Genomic DNA, 19,662 nt, shown 5'->3' with positions numbered 1-19,662 from the left:
CCACATACAGGTTAAAGCCGGTGCCCACCAGATTGATCTGTCCGCCCGCTTGAAGTTCGATGGCGCTTTTGCCGCACACCAGCCGCAGCATGGTGCCGGAGGCCAGTTCGTACTTTTCCACCACCGCGTCAAGTTTCCCTTGGCCGGTGAGAATTTCCGTGCCGCCTTTTACCGCCTGCAACTGATTGGCTTCCACGCGGTGGCGCTCGTTTTTGCGCACGTAATGGCTGTGGTTGCTGCCGATGGAGCGGGTAGCGTCATTTTTCACGCTCACGTCCATATTCCGTTCGGCCTGGATCCACAGTTGCTCTTCCCCCATTTTGTCCTCAAAACGCAGGGCGTTGGCGTTGTCCGGCGAGCCGTCTTTCGAACGGCTCATAAAGCCCATCTGCGTAGCGGCGGCCGGCAGCGCCCAGGGCGGCATGCTGGCTTCGTTATAGACGCGGCCGGTGATAATCGGGCGGTCGGGGTCGCCGTTGATAAAGTCAATCACCACCTCATCGCCGACGCGTGGTATCTGTACGCCGCCAAACCCCTGACCCGCCCAGGCGCTGGAGACCCGCACCCAGCACGAGCTGGTGTCGTCGCCCTTGGCCAGCCGGTCCCAGTGGAACTTCACCTTGACCCGGCCGTATTTGTCGGTCCAGATGGATTCGCCTTCTGGTCCCACCACTTTTGCGGTCTGCGGACCGTAGGTGCGCGGCCAGGGGGTGGCCGGAGCCGGGCGGAAGGGCACGGCGGCGGGGATAACGGCAAAGTCGATGCGATGGACGGTCTGGCTGTCGGCGCCGCTGGCATAGCGGTTTTCTTCGAAATGGTAGGTAGCCTGGGTGGTGAGATAGGTGCCGTTGTCGCTAAAGAATGGGGCGTTGGTAAGGGTAAAGGTGCAGCCGGGCGTGACGCCGAGGGCGGTGGCGGTGCCCTGAATCTGCTGGTGCTCCACCTGCCAGCGCTCCTGACGGATGCGGGCGTAGAACTCGCCGTGGTCGTGGTCGACAAAGCGCCCCGGCCAGTCATAAACGTCGATGCTGCCCGGCGTCGGCGAGGCGGGGTTCTGGCGCGCCTGGAACAGCCAGGCGTTGGGTTTGCGGAAGTCATAGTCGTCGAGGCTGTAGATGCCCGGCGTTACGCTGTCGGCCAGCGCCCACTGGCTGATGCCTTCCTCTTCGGTGCTGCCGCCGGAGGGGGTCTGGTGATAGGGGATGAACTCGTAGCCGGCGAAGGGTTCATATTGCTGCGTAGCGTCGGTGAGCACCAGGGTATGGCGGTCGGGCTCGTGGCGGAAGTGGTAGGCGATGCCCTCGAGCTCCATCAGGCGCTGGATAAAGTTCAGGCTGCTCTCCTGGTATTGAACGCAGTAGTTCCAAACGCGGTAGCTGCCGGTGAGTTTGTCCTCGATATTGACCTGATATTCGGCGAGCAGGGTTTTGACAATCTGCGGGACGGTCTGTTCCTGAAAGATGCGCAGGTTGCGGTCGCGCTTCATGGGCCAGAGGTCGGGCTCGACGGTCAGGGTGTAGACGGCGTAGCGGGTGCCGGAGAGTTCGACGGCGCTGACGGCGACGCGGGTGACCTTGCCGTTAAGGTAGCGGTTGGCGAGCAGGGTCTGGGTCGGCAGGGTGACGGTAACGGGCTGGCCGAGCAGCTGGCTGCGGTCGATGCGGGCGTCGGTGCCGAGCAGGGTGAGGGCGAAAGAGAAGGATTCGGACAGCGCTTCGCTGCCGTCGAGCTTCCAGAAAAGCAGGCCCTCCACGGGCAACTGTACGGTGATACGGTTGAGCATAAATATGTCCTGGAATGGAAAGTATGGCGCAGACGCCACACGCAGCGTTGACGTTAAGGGTTGATAAGCCAGGTGCCGGGTTTGCCCACGGTAATGGTTTGACTGCGGGGCTGGCCGTTACCCAGGATCGTGAGTTCGTATTCGCCTGGCGGCAGCTGCAGCGTAGCGAAGCCATTGTCCTCAGGCGTTGCCGTCTGCGGTTTGCCGTTGAGCGTGAGCCGTTCGCTTCCACTCAGGCGCACATAGACCTGCGCTACCGGCTCAGCGCTGACGGCAGGGACGCTGACCTCTGGCGCCGCTTCCGCCGGTACGCTGACCGTAGTCGGCGCGGATGTTTCCGTCGCCGCGGCGACGGCGGTTGGCGTCGGCGCCTGGACCGGCGGCGTAGCCACCTGCGCCGCAGGGGGCGGCGACTGCACCGTTTCGGCGGTTGGTACTTGTGGCTCGTTGTCAGGCGCGCCGCTGAAGAACAGCCCTCCGGCCACCAGCCCCACCAGCACGCCGGCGGTTACCAGGCCAGGCGCTTTGTAGCGCTTCCAGTCGAGGGGAGAGAGTTTGGCTTTATCCGGGTCCACCGGCACCAGCATGGTGCCTGGTTTTTTGATACCCAGCACGTCGCTGAGGGCCGCCACCGGCATTTCAATCAGCGCGGAGAATTCGGCGATAGACTGCGGACGGTCTTCAATTTTCAGCGCCAGCGCGCGGTCTACCGCCTGTAGCAGCGGCAGCGAATACCCTTCCGGGCGGCGTTCGGCCAGCGGCTGATAGCTATCCTGAATGCTGCGCACCACGCTGACCGGGGGCGGAGAACCGACGATCAAGGTATGCAGCACGGCGCCCAGCGCGTAGATATCGGTCCATGGACCCTGTTCGCTTTCGTTGTCGTCGGTGTACTGCTCAATAGGGGCAAAACCGGGGCGCAGCATGGTTTCGGTTTCGTCGGAAACATTGCCGATGCTGCGGCGCGCCGAGCCGAAGTCCAGCAGCACCGGCAGGCCGTCATCCTGAATCTGGATGTTATCAAGCGAGATGTCGCGGTGCAGGTAGCCTTCGTCATGAATGGTTTTGATGGCCCCGAACAGCATCGGCAGCGTGCGGCGGATCCAGGCTTCGTTAATCAGCTCCGGGCGTACCTCGCGCAGCTTGGAAAGCGTGGTGCCGCTATAAAACGCGGTGCCCATGTAGGCGGTATCGTTCTGTACCCAGAAACGCAGGACGTGCAGCAGATTCGGATGGCTAAACCGCGCCAGCAGCCGCGCCTCCTGAATAAAGCTGTTCAGCCCGGCGGTAAACGCCTTACTGAAACGCTCGCTGCGCAGCACCAATGTCATGTCGTCGTTGCGCACCGCAAGCGTTGAGGGCATAAACTCTTTAATGGCGATGGTGCGTTCCAGTTGATGATCCCAGGCGCGATAGACAATGCCGAACCCGCCGCCGCCAATCACTTCCTTAATTTCAAACTCATTGAAACGATACCCAAGCGGCAACGCATTGGGCACGGTCCGGTTGTTATTGTGATCCGTCATATTGGAAAACTCTCTTGATGATGGCGTTAGGCCGCAAACTGGCACTGGAACTCACCCTGTGAGAAAGTCACATGCAGGCGACGATAATTTTCATTGCGCGCGCTGGCGGTGAGCAATATCTGGCTCATCTGCGGCAGCAGGGTATTGGTAAGAATGGCGCTGACCATACGGCCACCGGATTCGACTTCGGTACAACGCTGAACAATCTGGGTAATGACGCTGTCGTCCACCTGGGAAATAATGCCGTGATTTTCCTCCAGACGACGCTGAATGCGTTTGAGTTGCAGGCGTACGATCTCTTCCAGCATGGCATCGCTGAGCGGGTAGTAGGGCACCACCAGCAGTCGGCCCAGCAGCGCCGGCGGGAAAACCTGCAACAGCGGCTGACGCAGCGCGCCCGTCAGCGCGTCTGGATCCGGCATCAGATCCGGATCGGCGCACATGGCGCTGATAAGCTCGGTGCCGACGTTGGAGGTGAGAATAATGATGGTGTTGCGAAAATCGATATGCCGCCCTTCGCCATCTTCCATCCAGCCTTTGTCGAACACCTGGAAAAAGATCTCATGCACATCCGGGTGGGCTTTCTCGATTTCATCGAGCAACACCACGCTGTACGGGCGGCGGCGGACCGCTTCGGTCAACACGCCGCCTTCGCCGTAACCCACGTAACCCGGAGGCGCGCCTTTGAGCGTGGAGACGGTGTGCGCTTCCTGGAACTCGCTCATATTGATGGTAATGACGTTTTGTTCGCCGCCATAGAGCGATTCGGCCAGCGCCAGCGCGGTTTCGGTCTTGCCCACGCCGGAGGGGCCGCAAAGCATAAACACCCCTACCGGTTTGTTCGGGTCGTCCAGGCTGGCCCGGGAGGTGCGAACGCGCTTGGCGATCAGCTCCAGGCCGTGGCGCTGGCCGATAACGCGCTGACCGAGGGTGTCGGCCAGATTCAGCACCGCGTCGATTTCATTTTTAACCATGCGGCCCAGCGGGATGCCGGTCCAGTCGGAGACGACGGCGGCGACGACGTTAGCGTCCACCGCGGCGAATAGCAGCGGCGTTTCTCCCTGAAGCTCGGAGAGCGCCTGCTGGCGCTGCGCCAGTTTTTCACGCAGCTCCGGCTGAGCCTCTTCATCGGCGGCATGCAGTTCCGCCCGTAGAGCGATAATCGCGTCCACCAGTTCGCGCTCCTGTTCCCAGCGCGCGGTCAGCGCATCTCGCTCGGCTTCAAGCGTCTCTTTTTCCGCTTTCAGCCGGGTCAGGCGCTCGTTATCGCCTATCGCCACGCGGGCTTCGCGTTCGGCGATGCCGGTTTCCACCTCAAGCGCCGCGATACGGTGCAGGCAATTCTCCAGCTGTGCCGGCGGCGCGCTTTGGCTGACCGCCACGCGGGCGCAGGCGGTATCCAGCAGCGCTATCGCCTTGTCCGGCAACTGGCGCGCGGGAATATAGCGATGTGAAAGTCTGACCGCGGCGTTCACCGCTTCGTCCAGCAACAATATGCGATGATGTTTTTCCAACGGCGAGACGGCGCTGCGCAGCATCAGCAACGCTTTTTCTTCATCCGGCTCATGCACCTGTACGGTCTGGAAGCGGCGGGTGAGGGCGGGATCCTTTTCGATATATTTTTTGTATTCGGCCCAGGTGGTGGCGCCGATGGTGCGTAGCTGTCCGCGCGCCAGCGCCGGTTTCAGCAGGTTGGCGGCGTCGCCGGTCCCTTGCTGGCCGCCGGCGCCAATCAGGGTATGAATTTCGTCGATAAACAGGATGATGGGCGTGGCGCTGGCCTGAACCTCATTGATCAGCGCTTGCAGACGCGCTTCGAATTCGCCTTTCATCCCGGCGCCCGCCTGCAACATGCCGATATCCAGCAGCCAGAGTTGCACCTGCTGCAACGGCTCAGGCACATCGCCATTGGCGATACGCAGCGCCAGTCCTTCAACCACCGCGGTTTTCCCGACGCCCGCCTCGCCGGTCAGCAGCGGATTGTTTTGGCGCCGCCGCATCAGGATATCGACCATCTGGCGAATTTCTCCGTCACGCCCGACCACCGGGTCGATTTTTCCTTCGCGCGCCCGTTGCGTCAGATCCTGACCGTACTGCGACAGCGTGCTTTGCTGGGCAGGCGCGCTTCCCGCTTCCGGCTGGGCGGCTGCAGCCTGTTGCGTTTCTTTGCCGGCGGCAAAAATGGCATCGAAGCGATCGGTCAGCTCATCGGCGCTGACGCGATCGAACTGCGGCGAAATGCCCCTCAGTACGTTCGCCAGGTTCCGCGTTTTCAGAATGCCAATCAGCAGATGACCGCCGCGGATGCGGTTGACGCCGAATTTCAGCGATCCGTAGACCCAGGCGCGCTCCACGGCGCTGTCGATATGTTCGGAGAGATCGGAAATCGAACTGGCCCCGCGCGGCAATTTATCCAGCGCCGCGACAATGTCCCGGCTGAGCGCCTCTTCATCCAGCGAGAAATGGCGGATAAGCTGTTGCAGGTCGCCATCCTGCTGCTGCATCAGTTGGTGCAGCCAGTGCGTCAGCTCCACATAGGGGTTGCCGCGCAGTTTGCAAAAGGCGGTGGCGCTTTCCAGCGAGGTAAATAACAGCGTGTCCAATTTGCCGAATAGTACGGCGCGGCTGATTTCTGACATGATCGATTCCGTTTATCAATATGCGTAATGAACGCAACAGGCGGTATTATTTCCGGGCGTACGCAAAGGCGGGAGAAATGCGTAAGCACAATAAAAAGTCATAGCGGCAAAACGTTTTGCTTTACCTCTCCACGCTAAATAGCAGATCTCCGCGCGGCGCGGGCTGCGGCTGATGACCGAGCCAGGTGGCGTAACCCAACGGCGCGTTGCCGCCGAGCTCGGCGCCGCACACGGCCTCCTGGTGCAAAATCAGGCGCACTTCCCACTGGTATTCAATCCCCAGATACTGGCGTATCCAGTCGCGCAGTTCCGACACCCAGGCGCCGCCCGGCACGAAACGACGATAGGTTTCGAGATCCAGCGGCCCCAGCTCAAGGCGAAATTTATGCTGCGCATCGCGCACCGCAACGCCGAGGAAGGCTGATTTCCCCAGGCGCGGCACGCGTCGACCCGCGCCAAGACGCGCCTGTTCACCGGCGGTGAGGGGCATCCACTGCGCGACATTTTCCACCAGCCGAACCGGCACCTGAAAATAGTGGCGCAGGATCTTTTCCAGCCCTTCGGCGTCGCGTCCGTGCCGCGAGAGATGCCCGGCAAGCGCGTAGCGCGCGTGGTGGCTGAGGCCGCCTTTCTCCATCTGGCCGGGTTGCCCCATCCCGATGAGCGATGCGAGATACTGTTCGAAGCGTTTGTCATCTTCCCGGTCGAGGGAAACCGTCGGCTGCGCGTCGGCCCAGGCGCGGTAAAAAAGCAGCGTCAGGCGGTGGTGAAACAGATCCGCAAAGGCGCTCAGGCTATCGTCCTGATGATGATAAATGCGCTCGCGCGCATATTCGGTCATATGCAGCGGCAGCGGACCGTTGGGGCCGAAGAGGCCGAAACTGAAAATAGCGACATCATGCAGCGGCGAGTTATCGCGTGGGCTCACCTCGGCGATCGTCGAGGGAGCGAAGGCCATTGACGGTTTCTGGCCGATGCGCAGCGGTTCAAAACGGGGCAGCGGCGCGCGTCCAAGCAGGTAACGTTCGCCGCCCTGAGCGTCCAGACGCCGCAGAAGCTGGAACAGGTCGTAGCGCCAGGGCGCGGTCATTACCGCGTCCCAGAACGTTTCCGACAACGGCGTCAGACGCCGTATCGGAGTGCAGGCTGGCAGCGTCTCGCTCATATCAACGCCCTTTTACCCATCCGGGGCTCCCAGTAGCCGACTTCGCCGCGCTGCTGACTTTTGAGGGTGAATTCGGTGAAACTGTTCATTGCCACCAGGCGGGCGAACATGCGTTCCAGCACGCTTCCCAGCAGCCAGGGGCTGGAGCCGGAAAATGCCTGTTCATCCACGGTAAGCGTGATGCCCACGCCGCGGGCAAATACAATCGGACCTGGCTCCGGCACCCGGCGGTGCACCGGCTCCAGCACGCAGTGGCGGATACCTTCGATTTGCCGCGCCACCGGCGTTTCCGCAAGCTGGGCGTAAAGGCCGAGCAGCTGGCGCAACGCCGCGGCGCCTTCGCCGTCATCGCTATCCATCAGGCTGAGATAGTTCATTTGCAGCTGGCTGATAAGCCGCCAGGTGCTGAGCCCTTCCGCCAGCGCCGGGCGCGGCGGCGTCGGACCTTTACGCATCGTAAGCGCGCGTACCGGCAGGGAGTCCGGCATCACGAACTGGCCGAGATCCTGTTGCAGCATCAGCGGCAAATCGCGGCTGGTGCACAATACGTCGGCGGTGATATAGCGCAGATCGTCGCGCCACGGCGCGTGGTGTTCATCCACCAGCGAGACGAACGCCTCCGAACCGACGTAGCCGGTGCGGGCGCCATAGCGCAGCGCATGTTCGGAAAGCGCGCGCTGTTCGCGGCGCAGCGAAAAATAGGCGCCGTAGTTGTCGCCATCCCGGCTCCAGGTGCTCCAGAACGGGCGAAAAATCTGCTCATCGTGCAGGCCATCCACGCTGGCGTAGAGTTTTTGCACCGCGAAAATTTCGTAATCCAGAGGGCGGATATTATCCACCACCAGATGATATTCATGCTGGGCGTCGCTGATTTTCTGGCGTTCGGCCACTTTGGGAAACAGGTTGATGACCGGCGTACAATGCAGCGCCAGATGGTCTTTATCCACCACTCGTTCAAGCGGCGCGTCGGCCTTATCCAGCAGAACGATGATGTCGAATGCCTTGACCTCGCCGCTTAGCGCCAGCAGCGGGCCAAGGCCGCGCACGCTGATAAACTGGAAACGGGCCGGGAATGCGAAATATTCATGCAGCAGCCGGTAGCCGTCGAAGTTACGCAAGTCGTCCGGCAACAGCGCCTGATCGGCTTCGAAGCCCTCCTGGCGCAGGGCGTCATCGCCAAGGACGATACGCGTCGGGTTCGGCTCAACGGTCTGGCAGACGATGCCTACCTGGTGCTCCATCAGCAATTCCAGCAGTTTCAGCGCCTGAATATCGGGACCGCTGAGGAAAAAGTCGAGGCGGTCGAAATCCAGATGCCTGAGATTGACCGCGCCGTCGCACGCCACGCGCACGCGCAGCGCGCTCACTGCGCCGCGCTGGCTTAAACCAAGCTGACCGAGCGGCGTGTCGGCGGGCACGCCGCCAAGCTCCGCCAGACTGATGTGCAATGGCAGCAGCGTGACGTCATGAGCCGTGGCGTAGCTGCAGGTGACGCCGCTTTTCTTCAGGGTCTGGCTGTCCATCATGGTGCCGCGCGGCACCACAAAACCGTTGCTCAGATCGCCTTTGGCGCCGTCGGGGTGCAGTTCCGCGATGGCCATCGAGGGCGTCGGCGCCAGGTAGTTGGGGGCGATCATTTCCAGCAGACGCTGGGAAAAACGCGGGAACTCGGCGTCCATTTTTAGCTGTACGCGCGAGGTAAGAAAGGCAAAACCTTCCATTAAGCGTTCGACATACGGGTCCGCCACGTCGATGCCGCGCATGCCGAGACGTCCCGCCACCTTGGGGTAGCGTTCGGCAAATTCCGCGCCCATTTCGCGCAGATACGCCAACTCGCGGTTGTAATAGTCGAGCAGTTTACTCTCCATGTTCACCCCGCGTCTTTCAGTTCAAAGTAGCCGTTTTCAAGATCCACATCGGTACGAAACAGAAACTCCAGCGGATAGGGCACGCACCACAGTCGGCCTTTGATTTCAATCGACAGTACGTTGTGCAGGTCGAGGGATTTCGGGTCGGAGACGCAGCGCACCTGTAGTCCCTGCGGCAGGATGCGCGGCTCAAAGTGCAAAATCGCCTCGGTGAGCTTGCGCTGAATATCCTGCCATTCAATGTCGGACATGCGTTGCCCGGCCAGCGGGGCGACGCCGAAATTGAGCACCGAACGGCGAATGTGATCCATACCGCTTAAATCGTGCTGCGCTTCATTGTTGATGGTGTTGAACAGCCATTGCAGGTCGCGCAGCACGTGGCGGCGCAGCGTGCCGTGAGAAATCAGATTGCCGTTGACCGGCTCCTTGCGTTTGTCGGGCGCGTCGTCCGTCAGGCGATCGAGCAGCGAGGGCTGCATTTTATCGCGCGCGCCGATGGTCTCCTGCTCGCGGCGAAACCGCCAGCCGCTGTGCAGCAGATTGTTCTCGTTTTCGCGATACGGCTTATTCATGCCCGTCTTCATCCGTGCCGAATGTCAGGCTTTCGAGCGAGAGCAACGGGAACTCGTCGCCGTCGTTGAGCCATACTTTCTGACCGAGCCCCAGATACTGTTCTCCGGCGCCGTTTATCGCCTGCCATTCGGTGGCGCGGGCCAGCAGGAAGCGCTCTTCGGCGTCTTCCGTCAGCGGATAACGCGCCGGGATCTGGCAGACCTGTTCGGTGCCGTCCACCAGTCTGACCGACGTATGCCGCCACACCAGATCGGTGACGCTTGCCGGCGCCTGAAAACGCATTTCCGCGATGGCGCTAAACGGCAGCCAGAAGTAGCGGCCGTTGACAATGATTTCACACACCGGTCCCAGGCGGGCATCGCCGTCCATCAGCCAGTCGAAACGATGGGCGCCATCTTGCGACCTTAGTTCCCCCGGGTTGAGTTCGGCTTCTTCAAACGCGGCTGCGCGCTGCGCGCCGGCGGCCTCGGCGTCGCGGGCGCTTAGGGCGGCCAATAGCGGGGCGAGCCACGGCCACTGGGTGTCCGGCATATTCGGACGGGCGCGTCCTGCCATGACTTCAATACGTTGTTGTTCGCCGGCAATCGCCTGTTCCAGCAGGGTGATGGTCGGTTTTGCCTGTGGTTTCAGCGCCAGCCAGCTTTTAAGCTGGATCAGCGCGCGTCCCCAATTCCCCGCCAGGCACAGCAACTGCACAAAGGCCGCGCGCAGATCGGCGTTCGCCGGCTGGCTTTTGATGTCGTTTTCAAGGCGCGTCAGCGTGTCGGCGAGCGACGCGCTCGCCAGTTGTTGATAAAGAGTTTGCATCATGGCTCCTGAGGGGTTACTTCAGCGTGCGGTATGCGCCGGCCGCCGGATCGCGGAGCTGCGGATACAAGGCGTCGACCAGCACAATGGTCAGGCTGGCGCCAGGCTCCAGCCAGGAGGACCAGACTTTGCGCACCTCTTCCAGACGTAAACGCAGGCGTTCGTCGTTGCCGGCCAGATCGTGCGGCACTTCCACCGCCACGGTGCCGTTCGCCTGCCAGCCGTTAAGGTTTGCGGCGTAAGGCAGGATCATCCAGCTTTGCGCCAGGCGTCCGTCGCTTATCACCATACGTTCGTTATTGGCGCTGGTGATGGTCAGTTTTTTGGCGTCGGCTTTTTTGTTAAGTCCAATCACCGGGAAACCCTGTACGAAGGTTATGGCGATTTTCTTTTCGCCGCCGGCGCCCAGCTGAGTGACGTCGTAGCGGCCGTTCAGCCAGACGTCCGTTTCACATTTGTCATCGCCGACGGTCGGAATAAACAGCGCCGGCGCATGGGGGCCCCCTTGCCAGAAGGTGCGCAGATAGCAGCCATCCCGCAGGCTGAATTTCAGCCACGGAGTCTGGTCGGCGGGAGGCGATAGATCTTCGACGCGCACCTGCGGCGGAGTATTCACGGCCTGTTCCACCGGCTCGCTGGGAGGGATAATCGGCGCCCAGTCGTTAATTTTGACGGCATTTCCCTGGGCGATCGATGTGCCGTCGGGTTGGTTAAACCGCCAGTGAATCACGTCAAGCTTGGCGCACTGGCTTTCCAGCAGCGAACCCAGACGGGGCATAAAGGATTCCAGTACGCTGATTTTTTTATCGCCGTTAGCCACAATGCGCAGCGATAGCTCCGCCGTGCACCAGCTTTTCGGCGTGTTGTCTTTGATATTGTCGATCCAGACATCCAGTTTCTGGGAGGTGGACTGAACAATCCGGTAATTTTCTGCCTGAGCGCTGGCGGATATCGCAAGCAGGGCCAAACCCGAAAGCCAAAGTTTCATAAAAATCCTTGTTAGCCTTAATCAATCACGGAGGGGGAGAAACTGCTCGGCGTCAGAAAGCGAATGTAGCAGGGTGGTGTCCTGAGGCTCGCCGATCCAGACGGCCACTGCGCTGTAATTGTCCTGCTTGCCCGGCGTCTGATGCTCATTTTTCAAAAGAACCTGGTTCATCAGCGTCAGCCAATCCTGCGGGGACTTCACCATATGCAACGACTGTTTCATCTGTTCTTCGCTGACGCCATGCCAGAAACCGTCGGTGCAGAGTAAAAACGCGTCGCCGTCTTCGATCGGCACCACGTCGCTGTAGCTGGATTCCCGGCCCTCATCGTCCATACCGAGTGCGAAGTAGAGCAGATTGTCGTTAATGCCATCGGTCTGGTGTCCCGCGTCTTTCATCTGTTGAATCAGGCTGTGGTCGGTGGTGACCTGATAGAGCCAGCCGCGGCGAAACAGATAAAGGCGGCTGTCGCCGGCGTGCACCCAGTAAGCGAGCTGGTAATCCCGATCAATAAACAAGCTGACCAGCGTCGTGCCCATGCGATGATAATCTTTCGCCGTTTTCTGTTCGCTGCGGATGGTATGGTTCGCTTCATTCACGTAGTCGCGAATATGCTGCGCATTCAGGTGATTATCGCCGTCAAACCGTGAAAGGATGGCGTCGCGGGCGAGTTTCGCCGCCACATCGCCTCCCGGTAGTCCGGCGATGCCGTCGCATACCACAAAGCAAGCCGAACGCTCACCGATGGTCTCACCGATCTGATCCTGGTTGCTGGCGCGAGCGCCTTGCCTGGAAAGTGAGGCCGTGTTGATATTCATCGTTATTCAGATCCGCTTTGTGAGTCTTTGTACTGGTTCACTTCCATGTCGTAGGCGTGCAGGAAGGCTTCGCCAAACAAGGTATGGAAATCGTCTTCGATTTCGCCCGCGGTATCATTGTATTGACGAACGAAATAGTCCCACAGCGCCGCTTTGCGGCTGGTGGACAGCGACAGCCGCGAGGTGGCGCCGTCGCGTTTCGCCGCTTCCTCCAGCAGGTCCGGATTAAAGGATTGCAGCATGGCGGCGATAATGGCGCGAATACCGGAAATCATTCCCAACTGGTGCGCCTGAAGGTCGATAAGCGCGTCGCGCACCGATTTTTTCGGCGGCATAAAACCCGGCATACGGGAGCCAAACATCTGCATCAGCACCGTTTTTCCGGAAGGCAGCAGTTTGAAAGGGTTGTTGGCGTCATCCAGCACCATGGTCATATCCGCTTTTACGCCGCGCTTCAGAATAGAGCGCGAGGACAGGAGCGCCACGGTGCCCTGCGAGAACATGCTTAACATCTGGCCGAGTTGATGCATGCTGTCCCGGTCAAACTGCGGGATCGGCTGCATATCGCCCAGCCCCATCCCTTCCAGCAATGCTTCCAGCAGCTCGCCTTGCAGTACATCGCCGCGAACGGATGACGATGCCGCGTGGCTCTGCTCATGACTGGAGTTTACCGGGTCGATGCGCAGGCGGCCCGTGGGCGTCTGGCTGGCGCTGCGTTGTACGGTCTGCGGGGTGGGCAGGGTGATGCTGGCGTAATCCTGTGGCTCCTGCTCCTGACTCCGCGGCGTTTCCTCCTCCGGCTCATCGCTCAATAAGGATGAGTTATCCACCGGGGAGTAGGAGAGGGGCGTATTTTCTTTCACCGGAGCGGGAGTTTCATCCGCCGTTGCCGGCGCTTCGGACCGCGGAACGCTTTGCGGTTCGGGAGCCATTTCCACGTCGTCAGGCTGCGTCAGCGGCAGCGCGCCGCCCAGCAGACCGAGCGGATCCTCGCTATTGATATGGGATTTTCCGCTGCCCGCGCCGGTGAAAAGCGCAAGTGGATCCAGTTCGTTTTCTTCGTCGCTTGCCTGGGGAGAAGATGCATAGCCCGACGGCGTCAGCGTGGTGGGCGTGGCGTCGTTGAAGATGCTGTCGCTCTTAAAGAGTTCTTCATTGTTGAAAAGCTGGTCCGTTTCGACGTGCTTTTTGTCAAACAGCGGCTCTTGCGTATCGAAATGCGCCAGCGGATCTTCCGGGTTGCGCTCCGTTTCCTGAGGCGCGGTAAACGGATTGAGCAGCGGCTCTTCCGGCGGCCTTGTACGAGTACCGGAAATATTGTCGGAAATGGAAAACTCCTGCATCAGGCTATCCCAAATTTCCGCCGGCACGGCGGTGGGGACGTTTTCCGCCGGCGGCGTCTGCGCCGGACGTTGAGCCGCCGAGTTGACGGGAGCCGGACTGGCGTTCAGCGTCAGTTCGCTGACTTGCAGACGATACTCGTCGATGCCGAGGATATCGCCGTCCTGTAGTTCAACCTGACGGCCGCGATCCAGGGGAACGTCGTTCAGCATCATGCGCGTCACATTACCGCGGTTGGTAATACGGCATTCGCCATCGGCGGAGATATGGACAATCGCTTGCAGCCGCGAAATGGCGCGGTCATTATCCGGCAAAACCAGATTATTATCGCTGCCGCGGCCAATAGTTCCCCCCGGCGGGCTAAAATCACAGCTACTCTGCGGTGGCTGATGGCCGGGTTTGGTGGTGATGATTGTGAATCGCATAGCGTATTCCTGCCTGGGTATATGATTAGCGCTCAAACGGCGCGGGTCTCAACGAGGCCCGTGCGGTTTGGGGGCTTTAAGGTAATGAAGCTGTTATTGGAAAACGCTTAGTTAAGCGGTTGAAGCTTATCAAGTTCAATATAACCTTGCGGATTGCCGAGCAGGTCTGGTTTGCCCGCATCATATATTGCCGCCAGGATCCACTTATCGTTTATTGTTTTAATTTTTATTAATGGCGTACCAACCGGGATTTCTGCACTTTTCTTCGCACTAGCTGACGGTGTTTCTTTAAAATAAAGAGAGTCAACACCTTCTTTAACAGAATAAGTTACAACGTATGGGTAAGCTTCACAGCCAGCGCTCTCTTCAAGTTTTTGAATATCGAATTCACGATTCTGCCCTGGTGTGAATGTAATCAGTCTGGCGTTATGATATGTGTGATCGCACTCTTTTGTTACAGAGATATTATCTACGACTAACCCGCCAATACGTTCTATATGACCTTCTTTATATTTAAGAAAGTTATGAGGAATATCTTTGAAGTACTCTTTCAATAAGTTATCTTTTTTCTTCCCTGTGTCCACGTCGAGATTAATTATCTTATCGATGCGTGAGTTTTCGTCTAGTGAAAAATAGCGGAAATATAAAACTGGATTATTTACGGTGGCTGAATCATTCCAGATTGGCAACCAGTATGCTTGTAATATACCGTCGTTTATTTTTTGATTTGCAAAACTTGATGGTGCAATAACAATAAAAAACAAGAGTGAAAGTATTTTTCTGAACATAACGCCTCTTTATTTATTGCAGTTTACGTAACATGATGTAATCATAATGGTAAAGTTTTCAATACCTTCTTGAGAGATAAGTTCTTTTAACTCTTTTAGTTTAACAACACTTCCACCAACGAAGTCATTTCCTTTAGTGCTTCCAATCAAAAGGCAACCATCTGTGTTTCTCGGATAGTTTCCATTATGAATAAGAATATATCGAGATTGTGGTACGTTAGCATTATAAAGTAAAGGAACTGGGTTGTATGGTTTTACAGAAGGAATGTTACTGTTATGCCATTTTATTTTATAGGATCCTTCTGGAATGCGTTGTCTTAAGCCTGAAACGGTTGTGTCTGGCCCAGGTCGCTCAAGAATGTAGCCTTTTGTAGAGCTTCCTGAAATTTCATAAGTGCTTATAGTTGAATTATTTGTTTGCCAGAGCCTTTTTATTAATATTACGTTGTTTGCCATATTCTTTTCCCTATTTATTGATATCCTATAATTAACTGTGTAACCTTTATCAGCGAATCTCTCCCGAGAATTTGAAAAAGAAGTGAATAAATATTGTGGTTTTTCTATATGTTGTATTTTGCTTAATTGTTTTTATTATACAACTTCCTAAGCTCCGCAATATTAGTTGCGCCCAATGAACCAATTTTATCCGTCAATGTCGCATCGATTTCCAGGTTGTTATTTTTATCTATAGTAAAAACAACAGATTCGTTGGCGATGGCATTAGGCGAAGCTGCTTCATATACAACCGCCAGTTTAACCACTGCGCTATCTTTAGCAGAAATGATACCGACAGATTTTGTTTTATTACAAACCTCTGCTTCCCAGTTGCTGAAACCTATTGTTGGTATTAGTTTTATAATCTCTGGCTTATTGACTGACCAACCAACAAAGCAGACATTGTCATCATTTTGATTGAATCCTTTACCGGAAATAAAGTACCCAGCTTCTTGGTTGTTAATGTTTATTTTAAAATTCTGCTCATCAACCGGAGAACCCCCGTTAATGGAGTATTTCAGCGCCTTTTGATATAGTGGTTTCTCAAAAATAGTTGCATTAATTGATTGAAGCGATGTTGAGGCAAAGATAGATGTCGATGTCAACATGAAAAAAGTCGATATTAAAATACGCATGATTTTTTCTTAATGACTATTATCCTTCCTTAACTTAAGGCACAATCCATAATTAATATTCGGGGGCCAAAATTAGCCCCCGATAAAGAGAGCTTAATTTTTTACGCTTCTTTATTTTCCTTGATATTCCAGCCAGCGCTGCTTTCCGCGCCTTTACCGCCGGAAGCGGTCTGCTCCCAGTACTGCTGTTTCACTTTCGCCGCCTGGAAGGCGTAGTTTACGCCGACGGTGTCGCCGTTATCCGCACCGGTGTACTGTACCGAAGTGACCAGAACTTCTTCCAGCGTAATGCGGGTGTACTCCACCTGTTGACCGCCTGATTTGCAGACCGAGAGTTCAACTTTGGTCAGGTGCTTACCGCTGGAGCAGTGTTTCAGGATTGCGGTGGTGGATTTGTCAATCAGTGCATTAACGTGCAGATCGTTAAAATTCACTTTACCGGCGCCGCCGCCGCCGCCCACGCCCATATTTCCCGGTTGGGAAGCGCCCCAGGAGAAAGACGTGATATCAGTCCAGCCAGTGTGATTGGAATCTTTTGATTCACCGGTTACACCGTCAACTTTCAGGAACATATCAATAGCCATAATATCTACTCTTCGTTGTTAGTTACAATATATTGCTTTCGAAAAAGCACTTATATGGCAAACAGGAAAGCATGGGGCTGAATAAAACCGTCCATATTTTACCTCTGCCTCGTGACTGGACAGATGGAATATCTGTCCAATCATCTCAGTCGCTTACCTGTGGGCAAGCGGCTAAAATCGATATGATTATTAAATTTATATCAATGAAATCTATAAAAATTTTTGTATAGGGTTTATTTTAATTCCCAGAACCAGACTTCTTTGCAGTTAAAAAAACAATCAGAGTGACATTGATGCATATTATCACTCAGAGGTTCCAGGAGGTCGATATGTCCGCCTCCATAGTTAGTGATGGCATTGAAGAAGACAACGCCTTTTCTATTTCTCAATGCGCGGGCAGCCTGATTAGCGTCTGTATATAATTCGGCTTTTCCAAAAACATTATCTTTATAAAGTTGGTCCGCTAATAATTTAGCGCCAGGCTCAATTTTTTTCCTTTATAAGGACCTTTTTTAATCGAAATGCGCCCTTGGAAAGAAGTATTGCATTTCAATAATGCCAAGCTCATCCTAACTGCGCAGGTGTTTTGATAACTTTGGTTTTCTTTGATTAATTCTGTATAGTCATAACCTATTTCTGCATATATATCTTTAGAAGCAACAAAACTAGGGTTCTCACCTCGGGATGAATAGTGATGTTTTTTTAATTGTTCATATAATGGTTTCATCACTTTCTCCTTTCTTTGCATGAATTATTCTGTATTAAAGCCTCTTCTATCAGGTGAGCAGCTCTTTCCTGTAATCTTTCAGCAGGTAATTTCTTAAAATATGAAAATACAATTTCGCTTAAAGTGAGTGATTTCAAAACATTATAACTACACCAGGATTTTCCTTCTGTTGCATCGAAAACACCTAATAGATACATATCAGCTTGTTGTCTTGCCTGGTTATCATTTTGAGCAGTCCATGCACGTAGAAGGTCCCTGCCGCTAAGATTTACGTCGTTACGAGAAATCTGTCCCTCTATGAGTGCAGGATCGCGTATTTCTTGGCCTGCTGAAGCCAGTGGCGATATCACTAGCATCGAACTGAAAACCGCTGACAGTAAAAAATGATTTTTATTTACCATATAAATATCTCTTTATGTAAATGCCTTCATTCACGGTAGGGTGGATATAGGTGCTCATTTCCAAAAATAGAAAACCGTATGGTTATTTAATTTTTTTTCTTAATTACACAGGAACCGATAGTTCTTCTCATCGCTTCCCTTGTCTTTACATATCAATATTCTATTCAATGTCTTTTGGCTCACGCTAAACCGTACGCCGTCAAAAAGCAGTCCTTGTCCCTGAGTTCCACATTGTATATCCGACGAAAGATTCCAAATTTCCCGTTCATCGGCCGACACTGGATTACCGAGAACAATAAATGCTGCTTCTACGTTTACATCAGGATAACGATAGCTCTGGGGATCAGAATCCCCATTGCGCAAAAAGTAGCAAGGAGCAGTCAGGGCAAGAGGATGCAACTTTTTCTGATCCGAAGATGAAACTTCTAGCTGACACTTCTGCTGATTCTGTGTCAGGGTTATTTTATGGCCTTTAAAGGTAAAGCTATCTGTGACGGCAGGCTCCGCATAGCTCTGGTGGCTGATAAACAGCAGCGAGAAAACGGCGAGGATATATTTTTTCATCGTCATTATAGCAACTCCCAGAACCAGACTTCTTTTCCTAAAGTCTGCATAAATTTAAAAATCTTTATTATTTATTATCTTGATACCAGGTATGGTCAGGGTTGCCGTCAATAACCTCGCGAGATAACTTGTCCAGTTCCGGGCTGTGATAGAGTCGCAGGCAATTTAACGTGACGCCTTGGGTATCCGGGCCCACCTCGCGGTGTGACGGATTATAGGTCGACTTGAATTTATCGATAAGCGCATTAACTTTCCGATCGCCGTTTTCAATATCAAAAGGCATCCATTCTCTCATGGCATTTGCTGTTCTGGCCGCATCCAGAGAAAAGAGAGTGTCTTCTGTCGATACCTGTGCAATACACCGGGCTAAAGCCAGTTCTTTAACCACCTGGTGATAAGGCATTTTTTTTATAAAATCAACAGGGTCAAACAATGTTTTATCGGAAGCGTGAACGATGGCCACTAACAGTATTGAACACAATGTAAATATAATGGGTCGTTTCATGACAACTCCCAAAACTGGTTTTTGGATCCTGGCTGAATGAAAAGTGTGGGCAGGTATAAAACACACCAGCATATGTTTTGCTCATGGGCAATTTTCTATATTGTAATTGGTTTTTTTATTTATTGACCATCCATGATATGGGCCAATGCCTCAAGGCGATTTTGCATGGCTGTTTTCAGACAGGCTTTATCCTTACCGCATACATTACGTTCCCGTAACCAGCTCTTTTGTTCCTGAGTGATTTGCTGTTGTAAACCGCTATTACCCACTTCGCCGGCTTGTTGACGGAAAAAATCGAAGGAACGTTTCACGCTGACATCATAAGAAGCAAGCTCTCGATCGCCGCAAATTGCTTTTTCGGTCTCATTGCTTGCTTTGGCACAGTCAAAAGAAGGGGCAGGCGCGGTTTTGGCATCCACCGGTTGAAGCGTTAAAATGATGCCATCGCTCCAGTTAAGCCGTATCTTGTGCTGTGAAAGCGCGAGCAAGGCATTACCGCTGGCATCGCCGCCAGAAGAGAAGTTACCGGCTGCACAGCGGGTAGTGAATACGGTGACTTTTTCATTGCCTGGTGAGTTCAGATTATAACTTTTTGCGTTTGCACCGTCTGTATCACCTTCGGTTTTAGCAACCCAGGTATCTAATGTCATGGGCTCACTTTTGAAATCCGGCAACGGGCAATGAACACAGCCCGGAAAATTTGCTGAGATCGACTCTGGGGCAATGGTTATTTCGCGTCCAACCAGGCGGTCATCGTTATATTGATAATTAAGCGTACGTTGGCTTTCCGTATTGATTGAAGCTTCTGTCACCTGCCATATTCCGAAAAGTTGATTTTGCTCATCCGCAAATACGGTTGTTGATAAAAAGATAGCAGTGAAAAATATACTTGATTTTTTCAATTTATTTAAAGCCATCGATTAATTATGCTCCATAAATTCCATTCAGATAGAGGTTAACTTCATAATTTCGACGATTAACCAATCCTGTCATGACAGTCCCCCGGCTCGTAATTGCTCGTTTTATTTCTGT

The 19,662-nt window shown here is 54.7% G+C and carries 20 protein-coding genes; all 20 read right to left on the bottom strand.

What is annotated here, in order from left to right; all coding sequences use genetic code 11:
- Window positions 1-1,783, bottom strand: a 1,783-nt coding sequence (locus tag DDT56_RS22505) for a type VI secretion system Vgr family protein (protein WP_136168606.1), incomplete at its 3' end; no start/stop codon positions are given.
- A 53-nt stretch (window positions 1,784-1,836) separates the two neighbouring features.
- Window positions 1,837-3,309: a serine/threonine protein kinase gene (locus DDT56_RS22500; protein ID WP_136168605.1), complete on the bottom strand. Its 1,473-nt coding sequence runs from the start codon at window positions 3,307-3,309 to the stop codon at window positions 1,837-1,839.
- Window positions 3,310-3,335: 26 nt separating this feature from the next.
- A complete protein-coding gene (gene tssH, locus DDT56_RS22495) occupies window positions 3,336-5,948 on the bottom strand; it encodes a type VI secretion system ATPase TssH (protein ID WP_136168604.1) in 2,613 nt (870 codons plus the stop codon).
- 121 nt (window positions 5,949-6,069) lie between these two features.
- The gene (gene tssG, locus DDT56_RS22490) at window positions 6,070-7,113 is read right to left on the bottom strand and encodes a type VI secretion system baseplate subunit TssG (protein ID WP_136168603.1); all 1,044 of its coding nucleotides are present in this window, start codon (window positions 7,111-7,113) and stop codon (window positions 6,070-6,072) included.
- The gene (tssF, locus tag DDT56_RS22485; protein WP_136168602.1) at window positions 7,110-8,981 is read right to left on the bottom strand and encodes a type VI secretion system baseplate subunit TssF; all 1,872 of its coding nucleotides are present in this window, start codon (window positions 8,979-8,981) and stop codon (window positions 7,110-7,112) included. The genes tssG and tssF overlap by 4 nt, the downstream gene beginning before the upstream one ends.
- 2 nt (window positions 8,982-8,983) lie before the next feature.
- Complete coding sequence (gene tssE / locus DDT56_RS22480) at window positions 8,984-9,553, bottom strand: type VI secretion system baseplate subunit TssE (protein WP_136168601.1); 570 nt, start codon at window positions 9,551-9,553, stop codon at window positions 8,984-8,986.
- Window positions 9,546-10,361, bottom strand: a complete 816-nt coding sequence (locus tag DDT56_RS22475; protein ID WP_136168611.1) for a type VI secretion system accessory protein TagJ — start codon at window positions 10,359-10,361, stop codon at window positions 9,546-9,548. Before DDT56_RS22475 ends, tssE begins: the two co-directional genes overlap by 8 nt.
- A 16-nt stretch (window positions 10,362-10,377) precedes the next feature.
- On the bottom strand, window positions 10,378-11,349 hold the full coding sequence (locus tag DDT56_RS22470; RefSeq protein WP_136168600.1) for a hypothetical protein: 972 nt from the start codon (window positions 11,347-11,349) through the stop codon (window positions 10,378-10,380).
- 21 nt (window positions 11,350-11,370) lie between these two features.
- On the bottom strand, window positions 11,371-12,165 hold the full coding sequence (locus DDT56_RS22465; protein ID WP_136168599.1) for a PP2C family protein-serine/threonine phosphatase: 795 nt from the start codon (window positions 12,163-12,165) through the stop codon (window positions 11,371-11,373).
- Window positions 12,166-12,167: 2 nt separating this feature from the next.
- Complete coding sequence (gene tagH / locus DDT56_RS22460) at window positions 12,168-13,931, bottom strand: type VI secretion system-associated FHA domain protein TagH (RefSeq protein WP_136168598.1); 1,764 nt, start codon at window positions 13,929-13,931, stop codon at window positions 12,168-12,170.
- A 107-nt stretch (window positions 13,932-14,038) separates the two neighbouring features.
- On the bottom strand, window positions 14,039-14,719 hold the full coding sequence (locus DDT56_RS22455; protein WP_136168597.1) for a hypothetical protein: 681 nt from the start codon (window positions 14,717-14,719) through the stop codon (window positions 14,039-14,041).
- A gap of 9 nt (window positions 14,720-14,728) precedes the next feature.
- Window positions 14,729-15,175 (bottom strand): DUF5675 family protein, encoded by a 447-nt coding sequence (locus tag DDT56_RS22450; protein WP_136168596.1) that lies wholly within the window; start codon window positions 15,173-15,175, stop codon window positions 14,729-14,731.
- 122 nt (window positions 15,176-15,297) lie between these two features.
- Complete coding sequence (locus tag DDT56_RS22445; RefSeq protein WP_136168595.1) at window positions 15,298-15,849, bottom strand: hypothetical protein; 552 nt, start codon at window positions 15,847-15,849, stop codon at window positions 15,298-15,300.
- A gap of 101 nt (window positions 15,850-15,950) precedes the next feature.
- On the bottom strand, window positions 15,951-16,433 hold the full coding sequence (locus DDT56_RS22440; protein ID WP_136168594.1) for an Hcp family type VI secretion system effector: 483 nt from the start codon (window positions 16,431-16,433) through the stop codon (window positions 15,951-15,953).
- A gap of 233 nt (window positions 16,434-16,666) precedes the next feature.
- The gene (locus tag DDT56_RS25095) at window positions 16,667-16,921 is read right to left on the bottom strand and encodes a T6SS effector amidase Tae4 family protein (protein WP_335341476.1); all 255 of its coding nucleotides are present in this window, start codon (window positions 16,919-16,921) and stop codon (window positions 16,667-16,669) included.
- Window positions 16,897-17,160 carry a hypothetical protein gene (locus DDT56_RS25090; protein WP_335341475.1) on the bottom strand — a complete coding sequence of 88 codons (264 nt, stop codon included), beginning with the start codon at window positions 17,158-17,160 and terminating at the stop codon, window positions 16,897-16,899. The genes DDT56_RS25095 and DDT56_RS25090 overlap by 25 nt, the downstream gene beginning before the upstream one ends.
- Complete coding sequence (locus tag DDT56_RS22430; RefSeq protein ID WP_246856865.1) at window positions 17,160-17,561, bottom strand: Rap1a/Tai family immunity protein; 402 nt, start codon at window positions 17,559-17,561, stop codon at window positions 17,160-17,162. The genes DDT56_RS25090 and DDT56_RS22430 overlap by 1 nt, the downstream gene beginning before the upstream one ends.
- Window positions 17,562-17,660: 99 nt before the next feature.
- On the bottom strand, window positions 17,661-18,131 hold the full coding sequence (locus tag DDT56_RS22425) for a hypothetical protein (protein ID WP_136168593.1): 471 nt from the start codon (window positions 18,129-18,131) through the stop codon (window positions 17,661-17,663).
- Window positions 18,132-18,192: 61 nt separating this feature from the next.
- On the bottom strand, window positions 18,193-18,630 hold the full coding sequence (locus DDT56_RS22420) for a T6SS amidase immunity protein Tai4 family protein (RefSeq protein WP_136168592.1): 438 nt from the start codon (window positions 18,628-18,630) through the stop codon (window positions 18,193-18,195).
- A gap of 119 nt (window positions 18,631-18,749) precedes the next feature.
- Window positions 18,750-19,547: a lysozyme inhibitor LprI family protein gene (locus DDT56_RS22415; protein WP_136168591.1), complete on the bottom strand. Its 798-nt coding sequence runs from the start codon at window positions 19,545-19,547 to the stop codon at window positions 18,750-18,752.
- Window positions 19,548-19,662: the final 115 nt, after the last annotated feature.

Origin of the sequence: Brenneria corticis, assembly GCF_003115855.1 — a bacterium.
In the GTDB taxonomy this organism is placed as follows: Bacteria; Pseudomonadota; Gammaproteobacteria; order Enterobacterales; family Enterobacteriaceae; genus Brenneria; species Brenneria corticis.
This window is presented reverse-complemented; position numbering and strand designations above follow the sequence as displayed.